This window comes from Serratia sp. CY31944 (assembly GCF_052169175.1).
In the GTDB taxonomy this organism is placed as follows: domain Bacteria; phylum Pseudomonadota; class Gammaproteobacteria; order Enterobacterales; family Enterobacteriaceae; genus Serratia; species Serratia sarumanii.
Genome location: NZ_JBJNLG010000011.1, coordinates 143,094 through 164,028, shown reverse-complemented (window position 1 = coordinate 164,028; position 20,935 = coordinate 143,094). Strand labels below are relative to the sequence as shown.

The 20,935-nt window shown below is 60.8% G+C and carries 20 protein-coding genes, 2 tRNA genes and 1 pseudogene; 12 read left to right on the top strand and 11 right to left on the bottom strand.

Translation table 11 applies throughout. The annotated features are described in order from the left end of the window. Nucleotides 1-271: 271 nt before the first annotated feature. Together pqqU and ACJ8IN_RS13565 are read left to right on the top strand one after the other, a co-directional pair. Nucleotides 272-2,401, top strand: a complete 2,130-nt coding sequence (gene pqqU / locus ACJ8IN_RS13570; RefSeq protein WP_197846221.1) for a TonB-dependent receptor PqqU — start codon at nt 272-274, stop codon at nt 2,399-2,401. Between the two features lie 147 nt (nt 2,402-2,548). Continuing rightward, nucleotides 2,549-4,921 (top strand): glucose/quinate/shikimate family membrane-bound PQQ-dependent dehydrogenase, encoded by a 2,373-nt coding sequence (locus tag ACJ8IN_RS13565; protein WP_308325864.1) that lies wholly within the window; start codon nt 2,549-2,551, stop codon nt 4,919-4,921. Between the two features lie 101 nt (nt 4,922-5,022). Here ACJ8IN_RS13565 and ACJ8IN_RS13560 read toward each other — a convergent pair whose 3' ends face one another. Beyond that, nucleotides 5,023-5,307 (bottom strand): hypothetical protein, encoded by a 285-nt coding sequence (locus ACJ8IN_RS13560; protein WP_160211299.1) that lies wholly within the window; start codon nt 5,305-5,307, stop codon nt 5,023-5,025. A 23-nt stretch (nt 5,308-5,330) separates the two neighbouring features. Between ACJ8IN_RS13560 and ACJ8IN_RS13555 the strand changes: the two genes are divergently transcribed. After that, nucleotides 5,331-5,510, top strand: a complete 180-nt coding sequence (locus ACJ8IN_RS13555; RefSeq protein WP_033635123.1) for a hypothetical protein — start codon at nt 5,331-5,333, stop codon at nt 5,508-5,510. A gap of 28 nt (nt 5,511-5,538) precedes the next feature. Here the strand turns inward: ACJ8IN_RS13555 and ACJ8IN_RS13550 are convergent, their stop codons facing one another. The 3 genes from ACJ8IN_RS13550 to ACJ8IN_RS13540 all read right to left on the bottom strand — a co-directional run bounded on the left by ACJ8IN_RS13550 (nt 5,539) and on the right by ACJ8IN_RS13540 (nt 7,762). Beyond that, a complete protein-coding gene (locus ACJ8IN_RS13550) occupies nt 5,539-6,972 on the bottom strand; it encodes an EmmdR/YeeO family multidrug/toxin efflux MATE transporter (RefSeq protein ID WP_060422425.1) in 1,434 nt (477 codons plus the stop codon). A gap of 114 nt (nt 6,973-7,086) precedes the next feature. Next, entirely contained in the window at nt 7,087-7,485 is a 399-nt protein-coding gene (gene gspS, locus ACJ8IN_RS13545; protein ID WP_033635132.1) for a type II secretion system pilot lipoprotein GspS, read from the bottom strand. Between the two features lie 76 nt (nt 7,486-7,561). Next, nucleotides 7,562-7,762 carry a hypothetical protein gene (locus ACJ8IN_RS13540; RefSeq protein WP_015378375.1) on the bottom strand — a complete coding sequence of 67 codons (201 nt, stop codon included), beginning with the start codon at nt 7,760-7,762 and terminating at the stop codon, nt 7,562-7,564. Nucleotides 7,763-7,979: 217 nt separating this feature from the next. Here ACJ8IN_RS13540 and ACJ8IN_RS13535 point away from each other — a divergent pair, with 217 nt between their 5' ends. After that, nucleotides 7,980-8,414, top strand: coding sequence for a DoxX family protein (locus ACJ8IN_RS13535; RefSeq protein WP_033635133.1), 435 nt, complete (start codon nt 7,980-7,982; stop codon nt 8,412-8,414). Nucleotides 8,415-8,463: 49 nt separating this feature from the next. Here ACJ8IN_RS13535 and ACJ8IN_RS13530 read toward each other — a convergent pair whose 3' ends face one another. The 3 genes from ACJ8IN_RS13530 to ACJ8IN_RS13520 all read right to left on the bottom strand — a co-directional run bounded on the left by ACJ8IN_RS13530 (nt 8,464) and on the right by ACJ8IN_RS13520 (nt 11,276). Beyond that, nucleotides 8,464-9,426, bottom strand: a complete 963-nt coding sequence (locus tag ACJ8IN_RS13530; protein WP_094859961.1) for a hypothetical protein — start codon at nt 9,424-9,426, stop codon at nt 8,464-8,466. A gap of 275 nt (nt 9,427-9,701) precedes the next feature. Continuing rightward, on the bottom strand, nt 9,702-10,334 hold the full coding sequence (locus ACJ8IN_RS13525; protein WP_047571460.1) for a helix-turn-helix domain-containing protein: 633 nt from the start codon (nt 10,332-10,334) through the stop codon (nt 9,702-9,704). A gap of 135 nt (nt 10,335-10,469) precedes the next feature. After that, nucleotides 10,470-11,276, bottom strand: coding sequence for an IclR family transcriptional regulator domain-containing protein (locus ACJ8IN_RS13520; protein WP_033635136.1), 807 nt, complete (start codon nt 11,274-11,276; stop codon nt 10,470-10,472). Nucleotides 11,277-11,465: 189 nt separating this feature from the next. Between ACJ8IN_RS13520 and ACJ8IN_RS13515 the strand changes: the two genes are divergently transcribed. The 5 genes from ACJ8IN_RS13515 to pcaDC are packed head-to-tail and all read left to right on the top strand — an operon-like array spanning nt 11,466 to nt 16,530. Next, nucleotides 11,466-12,155: a 3-oxoacid CoA-transferase subunit A gene (locus ACJ8IN_RS13515; protein ID WP_033647888.1), complete on the top strand. Its 690-nt coding sequence runs from the start codon at nt 11,466-11,468 to the stop codon at nt 12,153-12,155. A gap of 10 nt (nt 12,156-12,165) precedes the next feature. Then, complete coding sequence (locus ACJ8IN_RS13510) at nt 12,166-12,819, top strand: 3-oxoacid CoA-transferase subunit B (protein WP_033647889.1); 654 nt, start codon at nt 12,166-12,168, stop codon at nt 12,817-12,819. Between the two features lie 10 nt (nt 12,820-12,829). Beyond that, a complete protein-coding gene (gene pcaF / locus ACJ8IN_RS13505) occupies nt 12,830-14,032 on the top strand; it encodes a 3-oxoadipyl-CoA thiolase (protein ID WP_308325865.1) in 1,203 nt (400 codons plus the stop codon). A 3-nt stretch (nt 14,033-14,035) separates the two neighbouring features. Continuing rightward, nucleotides 14,036-15,379 carry a 3-carboxy-cis,cis-muconate cycloisomerase gene (locus tag ACJ8IN_RS13500; protein ID WP_047571453.1) on the top strand — a complete coding sequence of 448 codons (1,344 nt, stop codon included), beginning with the start codon at nt 14,036-14,038 and terminating at the stop codon, nt 15,377-15,379. Then, the gene (pcaDC, locus tag ACJ8IN_RS13495) at nt 15,376-16,530 is read left to right on the top strand and encodes a bifunctional 3-oxoadipate enol-lactonase/4-carboxymuconolactone decarboxylase PcaDC (RefSeq protein ID WP_103772237.1); all 1,155 of its coding nucleotides are present in this window, start codon (nt 15,376-15,378) and stop codon (nt 16,528-16,530) included. Before ACJ8IN_RS13500 ends, pcaDC begins: the two co-directional genes overlap by 4 nt. A 9-nt stretch (nt 16,531-16,539) precedes the next feature. Here pcaDC and ACJ8IN_RS13490 read toward each other — a convergent pair whose 3' ends face one another. From ACJ8IN_RS13490 to pcaH, 3 genes are read right to left on the bottom strand one after another with little or no spacing between them, the layout of a single operon-like run. Next, nucleotides 16,540-17,472: a LysR substrate-binding domain-containing protein gene (locus ACJ8IN_RS13490; RefSeq protein ID WP_033635142.1), complete on the bottom strand. Its 933-nt coding sequence runs from the start codon at nt 17,470-17,472 to the stop codon at nt 16,540-16,542. A 58-nt stretch (nt 17,473-17,530) separates the two neighbouring features. Beyond that, on the bottom strand, nt 17,531-18,151 hold the full coding sequence (gene pcaG, locus ACJ8IN_RS13485) for a protocatechuate 3,4-dioxygenase subunit alpha (RefSeq protein ID WP_033635143.1): 621 nt from the start codon (nt 18,149-18,151) through the stop codon (nt 17,531-17,533). Continuing rightward, nucleotides 18,151-18,888 (bottom strand): protocatechuate 3,4-dioxygenase subunit beta, encoded by a 738-nt coding sequence (gene pcaH / locus ACJ8IN_RS13480; protein WP_033647894.1) that lies wholly within the window; start codon nt 18,886-18,888, stop codon nt 18,151-18,153. Before pcaH ends, pcaG begins: the two co-directional genes overlap by 1 nt. A 229-nt stretch (nt 18,889-19,117) precedes the next feature. Here pcaH and ACJ8IN_RS13475 point away from each other — a divergent pair. Further along, nucleotides 19,118-19,617: pseudogene (locus tag ACJ8IN_RS13475) on the top strand (sugar phosphate isomerase/epimerase family protein); the annotation flags it as partial. Nucleotides 19,618-19,752: 135 nt separating this feature from the next. On the opposite strand, the gene ACJ8IN_RS13470 reads toward ACJ8IN_RS13475, so the two are convergent. Next, nucleotides 19,753-19,842, bottom strand: a tRNA-Ser gene (locus ACJ8IN_RS13470). A 92-nt stretch (nt 19,843-19,934) separates the two neighbouring features. Here ACJ8IN_RS13470 and mtfA point away from each other — a divergent pair. Further along, the gene (gene mtfA, locus ACJ8IN_RS13465) at nt 19,935-20,735 is read left to right on the top strand and encodes a DgsA anti-repressor MtfA (protein ID WP_033635147.1); all 801 of its coding nucleotides are present in this window, start codon (nt 19,935-19,937) and stop codon (nt 20,733-20,735) included. 99 nt (nt 20,736-20,834) lie between these two features. Continuing rightward, nucleotides 20,835-20,910 (top strand) — tRNA-Asn (locus ACJ8IN_RS13460). The last annotated feature ends 25 nt before the right edge of the window (nt 20,911-20,935 follow it).

Below are 20,935 nucleotides of genomic sequence, written 5' to 3'. Positions count from 1 at the left end.
ATAAACAAATTAAAAAAACGAATAGGATTATGTTTAAGATAAGCCTGGATAATTTAAAAACGCCCGGCACATCGCTATTGAATAGAGAATTTTCTTAATTGAAAATACGCCTCTTTCGGCTGCGCTATTCCAAAGCATACGATATCGGAATATCCTATACTCTTTGCAGGATGCATTTTCCTTCCCCTTGAATGCCGGTACAGGGAGTCAAAAATGGCTATTTTCGCCCCCTTGCGGGCAACTCTTTCAGCATTATTGGCAGAATTATCTGATGAATAAAAAACGTCCCGCCTTGACCCCGGCAACCCTGTTATTGCTACAGCCGATCTGTATCGGCTCGGCCCTGGCGGCGGAGCAAAAAGACAGCGACACCCTGGTGGTGATGGCGCAACCCACCGGATTGACGGAGCTGGGGTCGCCGGTCTCCGTCAGCGTGATCGACGGCGAAGACCTGCGCAACGCCGCGCCGCAGATTAACCTGTCGGAAAACCTCGGCAGCGTGCCGGGCCTGCAGATCCAAAACCGGCAAAACTATGCGCAGGATCTGCAGCTGTCGATACGCGGGTTCGGTAGCCGCTCGATGTTCGGCGTGCGCGGGGTGCGCATGTACGTCGACGGCATTCCCGCCACCATGCCCGACGGCCAGGGGCAAACCTCCAATATCGACATCAATTCCGTCGAACGCATCGAGGTGCTGCGCGGCCCCTATTCCGCGCTGTACGGCAACGCCTCGGGCGGGGTCATCAATGTTGACACTATTACCGGCACCCAGCCGCCGACGCTGGAAGCCGGCGGCTATTTCGGCAGCGACAACACCTGGCGCTACGGGGTGAAAGCGACCGGCGCCACCGGCGACGGCACCCAGGCCGGCGACGTCAACTACGCCATCTCCGGCACCCGCTTTACCACCCAGGGATACCGCGATCACAGCGCCGCGCGGAAAAACCTCGGCAACGGCAAGCTCGGCGTGCGGCTGGACGACGTCAGCACCCTGACGCTGATGTTCAACAGCGTCTCAATCGATGCCGGCGATCCGGGCGGCCTGACCGAGGCGGAATGGAAGGAAAACCCGCGCCAGGCGCCGCGCGCGGATCAATACAACACCCGCAAATCGCTCGACCAGACCCAGGCCGGCCTGCGCTATCAGCGCCAGATGAGTGAACGCGACGAACTGACCCTGACCGCCTACCACGGCGAGCGCCACACCACGCAGTACCAATCGATCCCGATGGGGCCGCAGCTCAACCCCACCCACGCCGGCGGGGTGATCGTGCTGGAAAGAAAATATCAGGGCATTGACACTCGCTGGAAGCATGAGGATACTCTCGCATCGTTACCGGTAACACTGATCGGCGGTCTGGATTATGAAACCATGACCGAACGCCGGCAGGGGTTCGAAAACTTTATTCTGCGAGACGGCACAGTGGACTACGGCGAGAAAGGCGACCAGCGGCGCAACGAGAAGAACCGCATCTGGAACCTGGATCCTTACCTGCAAACCTCCTGGCAACTGACGCCGCACTGGACGCTGGATGCCGGCCTGCGCTACAGCACGGTCAGCTTCGACTCGACCGACTATTACATCACGCCGCGCAACGGCGACGACAGCGGCAACAAGCGCTACCACCAGTGGCTGCCGATGGGCTCGCTCAACTACAAGATCAATCCGGCGTGGAACGTTTATCTCTCCGCCGGCCGCGGCTTTGAAACCCCCACCATCAACGAGCTCTCATACCGCCCCGACGGCCAGGCGGGCCTCAATATCGGCCTGCAGCCGTCTACCAGCGACACCGTCGAGCTGGGCAGCAAGCTGCGCCTCGGCAACGGCCTGGTGAGCGCCGCCCTGTTCCAGACCGAGACCGACAACGAACTGGTGGTGGCGGAAAGCAGCGGCGGGCGCACCAGCTATGCCAACGCCGGCAAAACCCGGCGGCGCGGCTTCGAGCTGGCGCTGGATCAGGAGTTTGCGCTGGACTGGCGCCTGAATATGGCCTGGACGCTGCTGGACGCCACCTACCGCAGCGATATGTGCGGTAAATCCGGCTGTACCCCCGCCGGCAATCGCCTGCCGGGCATCGCGCGCAACATGGGCTACGCCTCGCTGGCCTGGGCGCCGCCGGAAGGCTGGCACGCCGGCGCGGAGCTGCGCTACATGAGCGACATTCAGGCTAACGATGCCAACAGCGCGCAGGCGCCCTCTTACACCGTGGCCGGCGTAAACGCCGGTTATCGCTTTACCTGGAACCGCTGGGCGCTGGACGTGTTCAGCCGGGTAGACAATGTGTTCGATCGCCGTTACGTCGGTTCGGTGATCGTCAACGAAGGCAACGGCCGCTATTTCGAGCCGGCGCCGGGTCGCAACTGGGGTGGCGGCGCCACCTTGTCTTACCGCTTTGAATAAGGCAAAGCACCTTAAGGTTAAAAGACGGGATGGGTTTTACGTCACCCTAGCGGCTTCCCACTGAAATATTAGGGAGAAACCGCGTGTTTTTTCCGATTTGGCTTAATCTCTAAATCGGGGACTTTCATTTTTGGTAAGGGTATTGCTATGCAAAATAAAGCGTCACTATCGCCGCTTATCGTCATAACGGCGCTATTTGCCGCCCTGAGCGGGCTTTATCTGCTCGGCGGCGGCATTTGGCTGGCCAAGTTGGGCGGTTCGCTGTATTACATCATCGCCGGGCTGGTGCTGCTGGCGACCTCTTGGCTGCTGTTCCGCCGCCGCGCCACCGCGCTGCTGCTGTACGCGGTATTCCTGCTGGGCACCACCGTTTGGGCCCTGTGGGAAGTCGGCCCGGACTTCTGGGCGCTGACGCCGCGCCTGGACGTCACCTTCTTCTTCGGCCTGTGGCTGGTGCTGCCGTTTATCTACCGTAAGCTGGTCGCCAACGGCAAGTTCGCCTACGGTGCGCTGAGCGCGGCGCTGGTCATCACCGTCATCGCGCTGGCCTATGCCGTATTCAACGATCCGCAAGAGATCAACGGCACTCTCGACGCCGCGCAGGCGCAGCCGAAAGACGCCACCGGCGCCGACTGGCCGGCCTATGGCCGCACCCAGGAAGGCACCCGTTACTCGCCGCTGAGCCAGATCAACGACAAAAACGTTGGCCAGCTGCAAGAGGTTTGGCGTTTCCAGACCGGCGATCTGAAGACCGCCAACGATCCGGGTGAGATCACCAACGAAGTCACGCCGATCAAGATCCGCGATACCCTTTACATGTGTACGCCGCACCAGAAGCTGTTCGCGCTGGATGCCGCCACCGGTAAAGAAAAGTGGAAATTTGATCCGCAGCTGAAGTACAACCCGACCTTCCAGCACATCACCTGCCGCGGCGTGTCTTACCACGAAACCGCTGCAGCCGCTGGCGCCGCCGGCGATGCTGCACCGGCGATGTGCGCACGCCGCATCATTCTGCCGGTCAACGACGGCCGCCTGTTCGCGCTGGACGCCGACACCGGCAAACCCTGCCCGGACTTCGCCAACAACGGCGAGTTGAACCTGCAGAGCAACATGCCGTATGCGACGCCGGGCCACTACGAGCCGACTTCGCCGCCGGTGATCACCGATAAAGTGATCGTCATCGCCGGCGCCGTGACCGACAACTACTCCAACCGCGAGCCTTCCGGCGTCATTCGCGGCTTCGACGTCAACAGCGGCAAGCTGCTGTGGGCCTTCGATCCGGGCGCGAAAGATCCGAACGCCATCCCGGCGGACGAGCATCACTTCGTGCCGAACTCGCCGAACTCCTGGGCGCCGGCCGCCTATGACGCCAAGCTGGATATCGTCTATCTGCCGATGGGCGTTTCCACGCCGGACATCTGGGGCGGCGATCGCACCCCGGAAATGGAGCGCTACGCCAGCGGCCTGCTGGCGCTGAACGCCTCCACCGGCAAGCTGGCCTGGTTCTATCAGACGGTACACCACGACCTGTGGGATATGGACGTGCCGGCGCAGCCGACCCTGGCGGACATTACCGACAAGAGCGGTAAAAAAGTGCCGGTCATCTACGTGCCGACCAAAACCGGCAACATCTTCGTGCTGAACCGCACCAACGGCGAGCTGGTGGTGCCGGCCCCGGAGAAACCGGTACCGCAGGGCCCGGCCAAAGGCGACCGCCTGTCGCCGACCCAGCCGTTCTCCGAGCTGACCTTCCGTCCTGAGAAGAAACTGACCGGTGCGGACATGTGGGGCGCGACCATCTATGACCAGCTGGTCTGCCGCGTGATGTTCCACAGCCTGCGTTACGAAGGCACCTTCACCCCGCCGTCCGAGCAGGGCACGCTGGTGTTCCCGGGTAACCTCGGCATGTTCGAGTGGGGCGGCCTGGCCGTCGATACCGATCGCGAAATCGCCATCGCCAACCCGATCGCGCTGCCGTTCGTGTCCAAGCTGATCCCACGCGGCCCAGGCAACCCGATTGAGCCGCCGGAAGGCGACAAGGGCGGCAGCGGCACCGAGTCCGGCGTGCAGCCGCAGTATGGCGTACCGTTCGGCGTGACCCTGAACCCGTTCCTGTCACCGTTCGGTCTGCCGTGCAAACAGCCGGCCTGGGGTTACATTTCCGCCGTGGATCTGAAAACCAACGACATCGTGTGGAAAAAACGCATCGGCACCGTGCGCGACAGCTCCCCGCTGCCGCTGCCGTTCAAAATGGGCATGCCGATGCTGGGCGGCCCGGTGACCACCGCCGGTAACGTGTTCTTCATCGGCGCCACCGCAGACAACTACCTGCGCGCCTTCAGCGTGACCAACGGTGAAAAACTGTGGGAAGCGCGCTTGCCGGCCGGCGGCCAGGCGACGCCGATGACCTATGAGGTCAACGGCAAGCAGTACGTGCTGATCTTCGCCGGCGGCCACGGTTCCTTCGGCACCAAGCTGGGTGACTATCTGGTCGCTTACGCCCTGCCCGACCAGAAGTAACCGCTGCAGTTAATACCGCGCAAAGCACGCCGCAAGGCGTGCTTTTTCTTTTCCCGCCCCGCCGACTGCCCCTCGTAATACCCTTAATTTTTTCACTCTCATTATTGATAATGGTTATCATTCGCAATATTATGAGTGCGTGGCCCCGGCAGCGGCCCGAAATCCTTCTCCAGCTTAATGGGCAATACAACGATCGGCCGCCTGCGGGCGGCTTTATTCGGAGGCGCATGGTCGACCATACTCGGAAGCATCGAAAGAAAATTCTGCAAGCGGCGGTGAAGACGCGGCGCGCCGCTCTGCCGCTCGCGGCGAACTCCCCAGCCACTGCGCATTTTATTGGTTTGCCCCATCAGACGGAGGCCGTGCTGGTGCACCTGGTCGGCCATGATGACGCACAAGAGGAGCATGAATGAACCTGCAGCCCTTTACCGCCATGCTGATGTTCGCCTACGTGCTGTTGATGGTGCCGCTGCTCTACATCATCGACAGCCGGCTGAGCGCCAGCAAACTGGTGCGCAAAGCCACACAAAACGTCATCATCATCGTGTTGACGCTACTGTTCTTCAGCGCGATGACGCTGCTGTATTGACGTTGCCGCGGCTGTCGGCGGCGGCTCGTCACCCGGCGTCCGAGCGCCTCATCCGCGGATATTTCCACAGCCAGCGCCCGCTGACCATGCGCCAATAGAACAAGGCGCCGCGCACCGCCCAATCGAGGAACATCCCCAACCAGACGCCCACCACGCCCATGCCCAGTTCAATGCCCAGCGCGTAGCCCGCCACCACGCGGCAGCCCCACATGCCCAGCATCGTCACCCACATGGCAAAGCGGGCATCGCGCGCGCCTTTCAGCCCAGCGGGCAACACCCAGGAAGCGGCCCAGATCGGCATAAAGGCGGCGTTGAGCCAAATCAGGGTTTTCACCACCGATTTCACGTCATCCTGCGAGGTATAAAACGCGGCGAATACCCCGGCCAGCGGCGCCGTGCCCCAGGCGATGGCGGTTAGCCCAAGGGTAGACAGCCAGAAAATATGACGCAGCTGCCGCTCCGCCTGGCCGATCTCGCCTTTGCCGAGCCGCCGGCCGACGATGATGGTCGAGGCCGATCCCAACGCGTTGCCCGGCAAGTTGATCAACGAAGCGATGGAGAAGGCGATGAAGTTACCGGCGATCACGTTGGTGCCCATGCCGGCGACGAACATCTGCGTCAACAGCTTGCCGCCGTTGAACAATACCGATTCAACGCTGGCGGGAATGCCGATCCCCAGCACTTCCCACAGGATGCTCATCTTCAGCGGCGTGAAATAGCTTTTCAGCGTGATGTGCAGCGCCGGGTTAAAACCGATCGCCAGCACATAGAGAATGGCGATGGCGCCGATATAGCGGGAAATCGTCAGCCCCAGCCCGGCGCCGACGAAGCCCAGCCCGTGCCAACCCAGCATGCCGTAAATCAGGATGCTGCTGATGATGATATTGAGGATATTCATGCCGCCATTGATCAGCAGCGGGATCTTGGTGTTGCCCGCGCCGCGCAGGGCGCCGCTGCCGATCAGCGCAATCGCCGCCGCCGGGTAGCTCCACACCGTGGTCTGCAGGTAAGAGAGCGCCAGCGCTTTCACTTCCGGCGAGGCCGCGCCGGCGATCACATCGATGATCGGTTCGCCCGCCAGATGAATGCCCGCCGCCAACAGCAGCGCCACGCCGGTCATCAAGACCAGCGACTGACGCGCCGCCGCCCGCGCGCGCCTGCGATCCCGCTTGCCGAGGCTGAAGGCCACCACCACGGTGGTGCCGAGATCCACCGCGGCAAAAAAGGCGATGATCACCATGTTGAAGCTGTCCGCCAGCCCCACCCCGGCCATCGCCTCTTTGCCGAGCCAGCTCACCAGAAAGGTGCTCAGCACCCCCATCAGCAGCACGCAGGCGTTCTCCAGGAAGATCGGCACCGCCAGCGGCGTGATCTCGCGCCAGAACAGCACGCGGTAGCTTTTCCGTTTGGCGTACCAGGGCGTATTTTCCACGCGCTGACGCAGGGCGGCATACAGGTTCAAGGTGGGCTCGGTGGATAAAAGTGAAACATCATTTCAAATGATGATCGATAAATCGTTATCCTGCAAAGAATTTTTGGGCGCCCGTGACGAGCGCCCGACAGGCTTGCCGCAACGTTACTCCATGTAGTCTTCCTGATCGGCCTGCGCCGCCGCGATAAAGCGCGCGGTGCTGCGGCTGAGCGTGGCGCATTTATCCGTCAGCAGCTGATTATCCTGTTGCAGAGCCAGATAGCGCGCCTGGGTGAGCGCCGGCAGCTGCCGATACCCTGCCGCATGCGTGTCCCAGCCGCGGTGCTGCGCCGTACGCATCGCGGTGCGCTGCAATTTCACATCGTCCGGCACTTCGCTGCGCCCGCACGCCACGCGCAGGAAATGCCCGCCGGCCAGCATCAGAGCGATGTGATCCAACTGCGCCTGCAGCGGCGGCGCCGGTTTATGCGCCGTCTGCTGACACCCCGCAAGCAGCAGCAACGCCACCGCGCCGCAAAGAGAAGTGCGAAACAGAGTAGACATGGGCGCTCCCGGAAACCTGTGGGTGATGCAATGATCTTAGGTGAGCGAATGCCGGGCGGCAAGGCGGGCTACACGCTTAGCGCCGGCCGCTGCTGACCTTGGTGGCGCGGGCGGGGTTGCCGGCGACGAACTCCAGCGTGGGGGAATAGTAAAACGGCAGCCAGGCGTTATAGCCGCTCTCCCACTCCCATTTGACCGGGCAGGGCCACAGCATGTCTTCATGCAGGATGTAATAGATCCACCGCCCGGGCGGACGGCGCGGTTTGCGCGTTTTCATAGCGGGTTCGACGGCCTGATGGAATGCGATAGGGTGAACTGCTGCATTTTACCGCGATTTGGGTCGCGGGGACAGCCTGCGTTGCCGTGCGCAATGCCCGCCGAACCTCGCCCGCTGATTCGGCGTAAAGCCCGCCGTTTTACTGATCCAGAACATCTTTCGCATTCACCTTGCTGATATATTGATTGAAAATCATTCCTATTCAGGAGGAAGGGTCATGGTTAAGTCACTGAATGCGGCATTCACGCGCCTTTTTGATCGCCCGGACGCCGGTAAGTTGGCGCTCAGACTGACCTTCGGCGGGCTGATGCTGTTTCACGGCGTGGCGAAAATTCAGCATGGCGTCGGCTGGATCGCCGATGCGTTACAACAACAGGGGCTGCCCGCCTTCATTGCCTATGGCGTGTATGTTGGGGAGATCCTGGCGCCGATACTGATCGTTTTGGGGCTGTTCACCCGCCCCGCCGCGCTGGTTTACGCCCTCACGCTGGTGGTGGCGTTTCTGATGGTGGGCACCGGCAAGGTGTTTACCGTCACCGACGTCGGCGCCTGGGGCATTGAAAACGAACTGGTGTTCTTTATGGGTGGGGTCGTCATCCTGCTGCTGGGCAGCGGGAAATACGCGATCGCGCGCAATGAAGCCTATCGGTAAGCGGCACTATTAAAAGGAGGTTCCTGATTCGAACCTCCTTTTTGCATGCCTAAGGTTTGGCAAGCAGCGTGTTCGCCATGAAAGACAGTAAGGCGGTCGAGTGAGGGTAGGCTGCACGGTTCTCGGTAACCTCGCGATCAAACCGCCAGTTCATGATGTAAACCACAGGCGCATTCGGATATTGGTTAATAAAATCCCAATACAGTTGAATTTGCGCATGCAGTTGCTGGTCGTTCATTCCTAACGATGCCGTGGAAGGCGGTACCAACACCCACTTTTGTCCGGCTGCGCTTATCGGCGCCAGGCGGTTGTAGGTACTCCACATATCCGCCACCGACCAGTTGTAGTTATCCACCCCAACCCAATCGGGCGTGCTTTTTACGTTGGCCGGACACGCGGTCGCAGGCGCGCCCTGCTGTATTTCACGGATCCATTCGGCGTTGTTGGCATGCCGGTAGGACAAGATGGTGTAGATGGGGATCGCGACGCCATACTGCTGCATGGCCTGCCGCAGGGTGCAAACATAGCTTGAATATTGGTAAGCGTCGTATTTCCCCGCGGTCTGTAACGCGGGAACGTCGAACGGCTCATCGATAAAATAAATGGCGCCGGGCTTATGTTTGGCTTCGGCGATCTTTTTCACCGCCGTCCAAATGGCGTTCCAGGAACCCGCGGCCTGACAACTGCCGTTCGAGTCTGCGCCAGGGCAGATATCGATAAACGGCGATCCCGAGACCGCACCCGAACCAGCCTGAATGTTCACGGCGCAGGTGCCACCGGCGCAAACGGGCAGATTGAGGCTTGCCAACGTGTGCACCACGTTCAGATTGGTCATACTGAAGCCGGTGCCGGTAATCGCCTTAAGCGCCTCTGTGGCGCTGAAAGACGGCGTGGCAGTTGCATAAAAGTCCAGCCAGTCATAGCCGTAATACTTGATATTGGCGTTGGGGCCCGCCGCCAGCGCGTTGGCGCCGATCAGGCACCAGCACAGCAGTGCAAAACGTTTCAGCATACTCTTCTCCTTCAAACCCTCGTCGATGTTAGCCAAAGGTGGGCGGCAAACGGCGCCGACCACCGGAAACACCATCGTGACACCGGCTATCGACGATGGCCCGCCGTCTGTGTTGTGCCGCTGCAGAACGAACGCTGAGTCAGGTTTGAGGAATACGTCGCGTCGGTTTTCTTGCCGAACGGCGAGGAGATGCGGGTAAAAAAAGGATCGTAGAAGAGCCAGGCGGAGACCGGCGGGAATCAAGCCTCATAATATAAACCGCCGGCTATCGGCCATTAACTCTCGGCCAGGCGGTACACCGGGACCTTGCGCGTCGTGCCGGTCAGGGTGTCGAAGATCTCGGTTTCCGCCGTCACGATCGCCATGCCGGTTTTTCTTAGCCTGCGCACCTCGGCGGCAATGCGCTGGATGCCGAACCAGAACAATCCATCCAGCGCCGTTACCGGCAGCCCCTGCTCCAGCGCCAGCTTGAGCCGCTCACGCGGCGCTTTGAGCGCCTTGGCGATTTCCCGGTAAGGCAGCGCGTCCACGCCCGACGCCGAGGTTCGATGAATACGGGTCGACAGGCTGTACTGAAAGGCCTCCGGCACGCCGCTCAAATCGCTTTTCAGGCTGTAGACACAGCCGAAACGCTTGCCGTTGAACACCACATTTTTTTGACTTATCGACAGCTGATCGCGCAGGCCGGCGATCAGCTGCGGCGCCCGCACCAGCAATAAGCGAAACGGCAATTCGAAACTGGTCACATAGTCCACGTTGAGCAGCGCAATGCGCAGACGCTCTTCCGCCCCGGCCTGCGTCTCGCGGCACTCGTTCAGCACCTCACGCCACTGGTGCGCAAGCCGCGGGGCCTCATCCAGCGGCGCGAAATGGTATTTCTCGATGTGATAGTCGATTTTCTCGTTCATGTCCGTTGGCCCCCGCGTCAGTCATCTTTGCCAACAGCAAATTACCTTACCCGCGGGCAACAGTACAACACCGTATGACTCACCTGGCGCGGTAAAAAACCGGCGTTAACTCCGGCAGGTACCCAAAGTTCAAGATTAGTCGTGCAACAGCAGCGATATCTCTTCCGCGGCCGAGCGCAATAAAGGCAAGTGGTGCTGATACAAACGCTCTGCGGAAACCTGGCTGGCATGCACACCGACGTTCAACGCCGCGGCGATACGGCCGTCCGGCGTGGTGAGCGGCACCGCCAGTGAACGCAGGCCAATCTCCAGTTCCTGATCGTTGATGGCATATCCCTGCTGACGCACGCGCGCCAGCTCTTCCCGCAATGCGCTAACGCTCACCAGGGTATGGCTGGTGTAACGCAGTTGCGTCAGCCGCGCCAAATAGTCATTCAACGGCTCATTGGCGAGCCCGCTCAGCAGAACCCGCCCCATCGACGTCGTGCTGGCAGGTAAGCGACTGCCGACGTGCAAATCGATGGTCATGATCCGCGAAGTCGATGCGCGGGCGATATAAAGAATGTCATCACCGTCCAATATGGCCATGGAACAGGACTCATTGAGCGTCTGGCTGAGTTGCCTCAACACCGGTTGCGCGGCGTTGGCCAACGGCGAAGCCGCCAGCCAGTTATGGCCCAGCGACAAGACGCGCGGGCGCAGCTCATAATTCTTGCCGTCTTCCGCGTACACAAAGCCCAGCTTACTCAGGGTGTAAAGGCAGCGGCGCACCGCCGCGCGCGGAATGCCGGTACGCTGGCTAATCTGCGATACCGACATCAGCCGCCGCTGCGGCGTAAAAGCCTGCAGGACTTCCAATCCTCGCGCCAAAGAGGCCATAAAGTCGGGATCCCCCTTCCAGGGATCGGTGCTGCTGCGCGTAATTTCCTGTCCTTTTTCCATTCTCGTTACCCCGCTGTCTGCCTGAAATTTCGGTGTGCCGACGATCACAGCCTGCGAACCTTTGTTAAACAATAGCCGATAATCGCACACTTTTTCGATAATCGGTATTGTTTGCCTGAAAGGGACGATCTACTTTTCCCATTGACGATAGACACTCCCCCGGCGGGCATCGAACAAAAGGAACAACAGATGATCGATAAAAGTGTGGCCACCCTGGAAGATGCCGTGTCCATCATTCCGGACGGCGCGAGCATCATGATTGGCGGCTTTGGCCCCGCGGGACAGCCGCTGGAACTGATCGATGCGCTGATTGAACGCGGTGCCCGCGAGCTGACGGTAATCAGCAATAACGCCGGCAACGGCGACAGCGGCCTCGCGGCGCTGCTCAAGACCGGCTGTGTGCGAAAGATGATTTGCTCCTTCCCGCGCCAGGCCGATTCGTGGGTCTTCGACGATCTTTATCGCCGCGGCGCGATCGAACTGGAACTGGTGCCGCAGGGCAACCTGGCGGCCCGCATGCAGGCCGCCGGCAGCGGGTTGGGCGGCATTTTCACCCCAACCGCCTTTGGCACGCCGCTGGCGCAAGGCAAAGAAACGCGTGAAATCGACGGGCGTCATTACGTGTTTGAAACGCCCTTAAAGGCGGATTTCGCCTTGATAAAGGCCCATCGGGGTGACCGCTGGGGCAATCTGGTTTACCGCAAAGCGGCGCGTAATTTTGGCCCGGTGATGGCGATGGCCGCCGCCACGACGATAGCGCAGGTGGCTGAATTGGTGCCGTTGGGCGCACTGGATCCGGAAAACGTGATAACGCCGGGCATCTTCGTCCAGCGCCTGGTGGCGGTGGCGCGCCCCGCGACCTTTTCCCTCTCTGCCTGAGGAGTACAACATGCAAAAATTAACCCGCGACCAATTAGCCCAACGGGTGGCGCGCGATATTCCGGAAGGCGCCTACGTCAACCTCGGAATAGGGCTGCCGACCCGCATCGCTAACTACCTGCCCGCCGACAAAGAAGTGATTCTGCACAGCGAAAACGGCCTGCTCGGCATGGGGCCGTCACCCGCGCCGGGCGAAGAAGATCCGGAACTCATCAACGCCGGCAAAGAGCTGGTGACCTTGCTGCCCGGCGGCAGTTATTTCCATCACGCCGACTCTTTTACCATGATGCGCGGCGGCCATCTCGATATCTGCGTGATGGGGGCGTATCAGGTCTCGGCTGCCGGCGATCTGGCCAACTGGAGCACCGGCGCCGAAGACGCGATCCCGGCGGTGGGCGGCGCCATGGATCTGGCCATCGGCGCGCGCAAAGTCTATGTGATGATGGACTACCTGACCAAGACCGGCGAATGCAAGCTGGTGGAACAGTGCAGCTACCCGTTGACCGGGTTGGCCTGCGTCAGCCGCATCTATTCGGATATGGCAATCATTGATATCACCCCGGACGGCCCGCAGGTGCTGGAGCTGTGTCCGGGGCTCACCTTTGACGCGCTGCAAGCGTTAACCCCGATACGTTTACTGCAATCTGACCTGATCCCCGCTTGAGGAAATCGCCATGCAACAGGCTTTAATCTGCGATGCCGTTCGTACGCCCTTTGGCCGTTACGGCGGCGCATTATCCGCGCTGCGCGCCGACGATTTGGCCGCTCTGCCCCTGAAGGCGCTGCTTGCCAGGCTGCCGCAGCTGGATCCCCAGGCCATTGATGACGTTATTCTGGGGTGCGCCAACCAGGCCGGTGAAGACAACCGCAACGTGGCGCGAATGGCGCTGCTGCTGGCCGGATTGCCGCACTCCGTGCCGGGCACCACCCACAATCGCCTGTGCGGTTCGGGATTGGACGCGGTAGGGATGGCGGCGCGCGCCATTAAATGCGGCGAAGCGGAGGTCATCATCGCGGGCGGCGTGGAAAGCATGTCGCGCGCACCCTTTGTCACCGGCAAAGCGGACAGCGCCTTCAGCCGATCGCTGAAAATGGAAGATACGACGATGGGATGGCGCTTTATCAACCCGCAAATGCGCGCTCAGTTCGGTGTCGAAACCATGCCTGAAACCGCCGAAAATGTGGCTCGCGAATTCGCCGTCAGCCGCGCCGATCAAGACGCCTTTGCATTGCGCAGCCAACAACGCACCGCCCGCGCTCAGGAGCTGGGCCTGTTTGATGAGGAACTGATCGCCGTCAACATTCCGCAACGCAAAGGCGAACCGCTCAACTTGGTTCGCGACGAACATCCCCGCAGCACCTCTTTGGCCGCGCTGTCCGCACTGAAAGGCGTCGTACACGCCGAGGGGAGCGTCACCGCCGGCAACGCCTCGGGCATCAACGACGGGGCCAGCGCCCTGCTCATTGCCAGCGAACGCGCGGCGGTGCAGTATGGACTCGCCCCGCTGGCGCGGGTGGTCGCCATGTCCGCCTGCGGCGTAGAGCCGCGCATCATGGGTTACGGGCCGGTTCCCGCGGTCCGCAAGGTACTGGCGCAAACCGGTTTGAGCCTGGCGCAAATGGACGTCATCGAGTTGAATGAAGCCTTTGCCGCCCAGGCGCTGGCCGTGATGCGCGCCCTGGGGTTACCGGATGATGCGGAACAGGTCAACCCTAACGGCGGCGCCATCGCGCTGGGCCATCCTCTGGGCGCATCCGGCGGCAGGCTGGCCATGACCGCCGCTTATCAGCTGCGTCGCACCGGCGGGCGCTTTGCCCTGTGCACCATGTGCGTAGGTGTTGGGCAGGGCGTCGCCTTGATTCTGGAACGGATATAACCAATGTCACTCTATAGCGCAATGTTTATGACGTCGCCATTAACGCCCTGCTTCAGCGATACGGCCCTGCTACAGGGCATGCTCGATTTCGAAGCCGGCCTGGCACAAGCCCTGGCATCTGCAGGGATTATCGATGACGAGTCGGCTCAAATCATACGCAGCCACTGCCGGGCGGAAAAACTCGACGCCGCCGCGCTGGCGCAGTCCGCCGGATTGGCGGGCAACTTAGCGATTCCGCTCGTCAAACAGTTGACGGCGCTGGTGGCTCAACGCTCGCCGGACGCGGCGCGCTTCGTTCACTGGGGGGCAACCAGTCAGGATGCGATTGACAGCGGGCTGGTGCTGCAACTGCGCAGCGCGCTCAACCAAACCGACACGCTGCTCAATCAGTTGATTGCGGCGCTGACGGCGCAATGTCGGCGCCATAGCGCAACGTTAATGGTCGGCCGCACCTGGCTGCAACACGCGTTACCCACGACGCTGGGGCTGAAGTTGGCCGGCACGCTGGACGCCTTGCTGCGCTTTCGGGTTCGTCTGGCTGAAATGCGGCCACGCGTGCTGGCGCTGCAATTCGGCGGTGCCGCCGGCACGCTCGCCTCATTCGGCGAGCAGGGAGAACGCGTCGAGCAGGCGCTGGCGGAAGCGCTGGCGCTGCCGCGCAGCGCCACGCCGTGGCATACCCAACGCGACCGGTTGCTGGAACTGGCCGGCTGGTATGCCGGACTCACGGGCACGCTCGGCAAGCTGGCGCGTGACATGTCGCTGTTGATGCAAACCGAGGTCGCTGAAATCAGCGAACCTTCGGCTCCGGGTCGCGGCGGCTCCTCCACCATGCCGCATAAGCGTAATCCGGTACTCTGCGCCGCCATCCTCAGCGCGGCTAACCGCTTGCCTGCGCTGATGGCGGGATTGTATGCCGGCCAGGTGCAGGAGCACGAACGCGCGCTGGGAGGCTGGCAGGCCGAGTGGCAAAGCCTGCCGCAGCTCCTGGTGCTGAGCGGAGCGGCAATGGCGCAAAGCCTTGACCTCGTTAACGGCCTGGAGGTGCATGAAGCGGCGATGCGGCGCAATCTGGCGCTGACGCAGGGGCAGATCATGGCTGAATCGGTTTCCCTGGCCTTAGCCCCGCTTCTCGGCAGCCAGCAGGCGCACCAGCATATCGCGCAATGTTGCCGCCAGGCTCAGGCAACGCAGCAATCCCTGTTAACCCTGCTGTGCGCCGATGCGGAAGTCTCTTCCCGACTCAGCCGGGAAGCTCTGGAGACGTTGCTCGATCCGGCCAATGCCACAGGCAGCGCACAGCGTTTCATTCAACAAGTTCTGGCATCGGCCGAAAAGGAGCAATGATGTTGAATTATGTCCTGGAAGGGCCCGAAAACGCCCCGGTCATTCTGTTCAGCAACTCGCTGGGGACGTCATTGGCAATGTGGCAACCGCAGCGCGACGCGCTCATCTCCCACTATCGCATTCTGCGCTACGACGTTGCCGGCCACGGCGCATCGCCGCCCGGTGAACAACCCGGATCGCTGGCGCTGCTGGGCAGACAGGTGCTGTCATTGCTGGACGCTCTGGCGATTGAGCGCGTCCATTTTTGCGGTATCTCCATGGGGGGGTTAACGGGATTATGGCTGGCGCGTTTTCATCCCGAGCGCTTGCTGACGTTGACCATCGCCAATAGCGCAGCAAAAATTGGAACGGCGGCGAATTGGCGACAACGCGCCGCGCAAGTGCGTCAGTCGGGGATGTCCGCCGTCAGCGATGGCGCAGCATCACGCTGGTTCACGCCGGCATTTTGCCAATCCGCCCCCGCCAGGGTGCAAGCATTATTGAAACAGCTTACCGCCTGCGATCCCAACAGCTATGCCGCTTGCTGCGAAGCATTGGCGAACGCCGATTTACGCGCCGAGTTGGAAGGGATCCTCGTGCCGACGCTGATTATCGCCGGACATGACGACGCGGTAACCACCGTCGATGATGCCAAAGCGTTAGTGGCGGGCATTCCCGGCGCTCAATGCGTCATCTTGCCCGCCTCTCACCTTTCCAGCGTCGAGGCCTGGCGGGCATTCAATCGCACTTTCCGGGCCTTTTTGGATGAACAGCTCACGCAGCGGCAACGCTATCAGCAAGGCATGACGGTGCGCAGAGCCGTATTGGGCGATGAACATGTCGATAATACCCTCGCGGCGCTGTCGCCGTTCAACGAGGAATTTCAACATTTCATCACTCGCTACGCCTGGGGGGAAATGTGGACGCGTCCGGGTCTGTCGCGCCATACCCGCAGCCTGATCACCATCGCAATGTTGATCGCCTTGAATCGCGAAGCTGAACTGAAAATGCATATACGAGCCGCCTTCAACAACGGCGTCACGCGCGAAGAGCTCAAAGAAGTCCTGATGCATGCGGCGCTTTACTGCGGGCTGCCCGCCTCGAACGCCGCCTTTCATTTGGCGCAATCCGTCTTTGCCGAACACGATGCCGGGCAGCCGCCGGTCGAATAGAACAGCCGTTTATACCGGCACATCCAGTACTCTCTGACGCAGCGCTGCGACCAGGCGCTGCTGCTCAGGGGGCGTGAACGCCTCTTGCCGGGTAATGATGCCCAACGGTTCTGCCATTCCCTGAGTAGGCAACGGCAGCGCACGCAGGTGATTGCCGAACAGATCGTCGCGCACCGCGCCGTAAGGCACCAGCCAAACATAGCCATACTGCAACGTCAGGCAGCGCGCCAGCGTGACCGACAAGGTCTCGACGCAGCCTTCCGGCACGGCCAGCCCGTGGCTGACAATGAGCGCTTCCGCATTCTGGCGCGGTACGGTCCCACGCGGTGAGAGCACCAATGGCCAACTCAGGGCCTCCGCCAGCGTGACATCCGCATGCAGCAGCGGATGATGGGGGGAAACCACCAGCCGCAGCGTTTCATGATACAGCAGCTCGAAATTGAGCCCCTCCATGCGAGAGGGGTCTGACATACGCCCTATCCCTAAGGTTAATTGCCCGGATCTCACCGCCATCATCAGCGCATCGTTGGCCAGCGTCGAAACCTGCATGCGCCAACCTGGCGATTGCTGCTGCAACCCCACCACGACCGGCGCGACCAAACTCACCAGCGTGGTGGGCAGCGCCCCGATATGCAGCGGCGCCGGCAGCGCCTCGCTGTCCGATGCGACCGTACGCCCCAACACATTCAGCGCATCCAAAACGCGCCCCGCATCCTGCAGGAAACGCGCCCCGGCGGCGGTCAGCTCTGCCCCCTGCCGGCTGCGCGAAAACAGGCGCTCGCCGGCCAGGCTTTCCAGTTCATTGAGCGTTTTGGAGAGGGCGGGCTGCGTGATGCCCAATTGCTGTGCGGCGCGCACCAGCGTCCCCTGCTGCGCGGTAGCGACAAAGGCGTGCAGATGACGCAGGCGGATGCGTTGGCTAAAGCGAGAAGTCATGTTCATGATTTATAGTATTAACTTGCCGCCAACGCGGCAAGCTCATTCACAGGGCGAACGGAGGTCAAATATCAAAAAAAACGGTCTCGTTCTCGCCCTGTAGCCAGATATCGAAATGGTATACCGTCTGATCACCGCGCTGCCGCCTTTGCGCCAATAACGTGCCGCGCCGTTTCTCCCATTCAATGAGGTTCAACACCGGATCTTCAGCGTTCGCCGCCTGTTCATCGGCGAAGTAAAGACGCGTGTTCAACCCGATGTTGATGCCGCGGGCCACGATCCATAAATTGAGATGAGGCGCCATCAGCCGGCCGTCGCGCCCCATTACTCTGCCCGGTTTGATCGTCTCAAATTGCCACAGGCCGCTGGTGAAATCCGAACAGGTTCGCCCCCAGCCGCGAAAAGCGGGGTCGTCGGGTTTATCTCGTTGGCCGTCGGCGGGATGCTGATATCGCCCGGCGGCGTTGGCCTGCCAGACTTCAACCAGCGCGTCTCGCACCGGCGTGCCGGTACCGTCATAAACATGCCCTTCTACCACGATGCGTTCCCCGCGCGTTTCCGGTTGCGTCAACACATGGGTGAAATTACGCTCAAAAATGTCAAAACCGGCGGCATGCGGCGCCAAACCGATGTGCACATAAGGGCCGGCGGTTTGCGAGGCCGTTTCAGACAAATACTTTTTCATCACGCGGCTCCCTGTGTACGGTTCTCAAACCACGTGGCCCGATGGCCGCGCAGCACCAGATCGAAGCGGTAGGCCAGGCTGTCCAGCGGCACGGCGGCGTGCATATCCAGCTCGGCAATCAGCGTGCGCATCGCATCGTCGCTGCCTACTGACTGCAAGATGGGGCAACGAACGAGCAACGGATCGCCTTCGAAATACATCTGCGTGATCAACCGCTGCGCGAACGCCTCGCCGGAGAGGGAGAAGTGAATATGCGCCGGACGCCAGTCGCTGACCTGATTGCGCCAGGGGTACGGGCCCGGCTTGATGGTGCGAAAACAGTAATACCCGTTGTCGTCGGTCAGCATCCTGCCGCAGCCGCCAAAATTGGGATCGATAGGCGCCAGATACTGATCCTTCTTGTGACGATAGCGCCCTCCCGCATTGGCCTGCCATACCTCGACCAGGGCGTTGCGCACCGGCGCCCCGAAGGCATCGCGCACATATCCATGCACGATAATCCGCTCGCCGATCGGTAAGCCGTCTTTGGCGTAGTTCAGAATCAGATCGTGATCAATCGGGCCGATATCCGTTGGCGTGAACACGGGTGCGGTCAGTTCAGACAGTGAGTTTTGCAATGAAATTAATGCATTGCGCGGCGATCGCAGCACGCTGGTTTTATACAGCGGCGCCAGCGCAGGCGGGTGATGGCTGTAATCGCGATGCACCAGTTCTCGCGCCATCCAATCACTTTTCATCCCGGTATCCTTATTATTTGAGGGTACATGTCGACAGAGTGTAGGAAGCGCAATATGTAAAAGTAAAGTGAGAAAACCGATCGCTTTATATAACCAAAAGTCATGGAATGTTCTGAATTGACGAAACATTTCATTTGGTCCATAACAGGTTTCAATTCCCGTCGGTGGTCCGCCTCGCTACTGAATGGTCGCTTTCAGGTCATCCATGACCGCTTAACTGGAGGCAATGATGAAACGTTCTATCGCGACGGTCTCGGTATCGGGCTCGCTGCCGGAAAAACTGCGGGCTATATCGCCGCCGCAGGCTTTGATGGCGTCGAAATTTTCGATAACGATCTGGTCTATTACCCCGGTTCACCGGCGCAAATTCGTGATCTGTGCGCCGAACTGGGCCTGGAAATTTTGCTGTTCCAGCCGTTTCGGGACCTCGAAGGCGGCCCACGCGAAAGCCTGGCGCAGAACCTTTCACGCGCAGCGCGCAAGTTCGACGTCATGCAGCAATTGGGCTGCTCGCGCATGCTGCTCTGCAGTAATGTCTCGCCCGACAGCAGCGAAGACATGGCCACGCAAGTGAGCGATTTGCGCGCGTTGGCGGAGTTGGCCGCCGAGTATGATATTACTGTCGGTTATGAAGCGCTGGCATGGGGACGTCACGTGAACCTGTGGCGCGACGCCTGGGCGCGGGTTAAGGCCGTAGACCATCCGGCGCTGGGGATCATTCTCGATACAAACGGTAAGACGAAAAGACGGTTTGATAACGCCGGCAAAGGGGCGGGACAGGGAAATAAGAACGACAGCCGATAAGAACGGTGGTTTTACTGTGATGGGGATCGTTGAAAGATTTATTCGTAAGTGATTGAATAGTGGCGGAGAGAGGGGGATTTGAACCCCCGGTAGAGTTGCCCCTACTCCAGTTTTCGAGACTGGTCCGTTCAGCCGCTCCGGCATCTCTCCTGACAACGCTTGCTATCATGCCCGCTTTTGCGGCATTTTTACAGCATTAGCATACCGCTGAACGTTCAAGTGATGAGTTTACGAGCAACCTGATGATTAAATGGCCGTGGAAAGCGACTCAACCCTCTCAATCCCAGGCAGACATCGAGGCCCAGTGGCAGGACGCGCTGGCGATCCCGCTGCTGTCGCCGCTGAATGAGCAGGAGCGGCAGCGGCTGGTGGCCGTCGCCGGGCAGATCTTGCAGCAAAAGCGCATCGTGCCGCTGCAGGGGCTGCAGCTCACCTCACAAATGCAGGCGCGCATCGCCCTGCTGTTCGCCCTGCCGGTGCTGGAGCTCGGCGCGGAGTGCCTCGACGGCTTCAACGAAATCCTGCTCTACCCCACCCCGTTCGTGGTGGAAGACGAATGGCAGGACGAAATCGGCCTGGTGCACTCGGGGCCGGTGGTGCAGTCCGGCCAGAGCTGGGAACAAGGGCCGATCGTGCTCAATTGGCAAGACGTGCAGGACTCTTTCGATCTCTCCGGTTTCAATCTGGTGATCCACGAAGCGGTGCACAAGCTGGATATGCGCAACGGCGGCGTCGCCACCGGCGTGCCGCCGATCCCGCTGCGCGAAGTGGCCGCCTGGGAGCACGATCTGCACGCCGCGATGGAAAGTCTGCAGGACGAGATCGACATGGTCGGCGAAGAGGCCGCCAGCATGGACGCCTACGCCGCCACCGATGCGGCCGAGTGCTTCGCCGTGCTGTCGGAGTATTTTTTCAGCGCCCCCGAGCTGCTGGCAGAACGCTTCCCGGCGCTGTATCAGCACTTTTGCCGCTTCTACCGCCAGGATCCGCTGGCTCGCCTGCTGCGCGGCCAGGCGGAAAACGACGCGCAATGGGCTGACTGACGGGCATATTGCTCAGATACCGAGCAGTCGCGCCGCCTGGGGCAATTTAGCGTTGACACACCCGGGGCGGCTGGATATGATGCGCCCCGTTCACACGATTCCTCTGTAGTTCAGTCGGTAGAACGGCGGACTGTTAATCCGTATGTCACTGGTTCGAGTCCAGTCAGAGGAGCCATATTTAGAGAAGCCCGCTTAAGGAA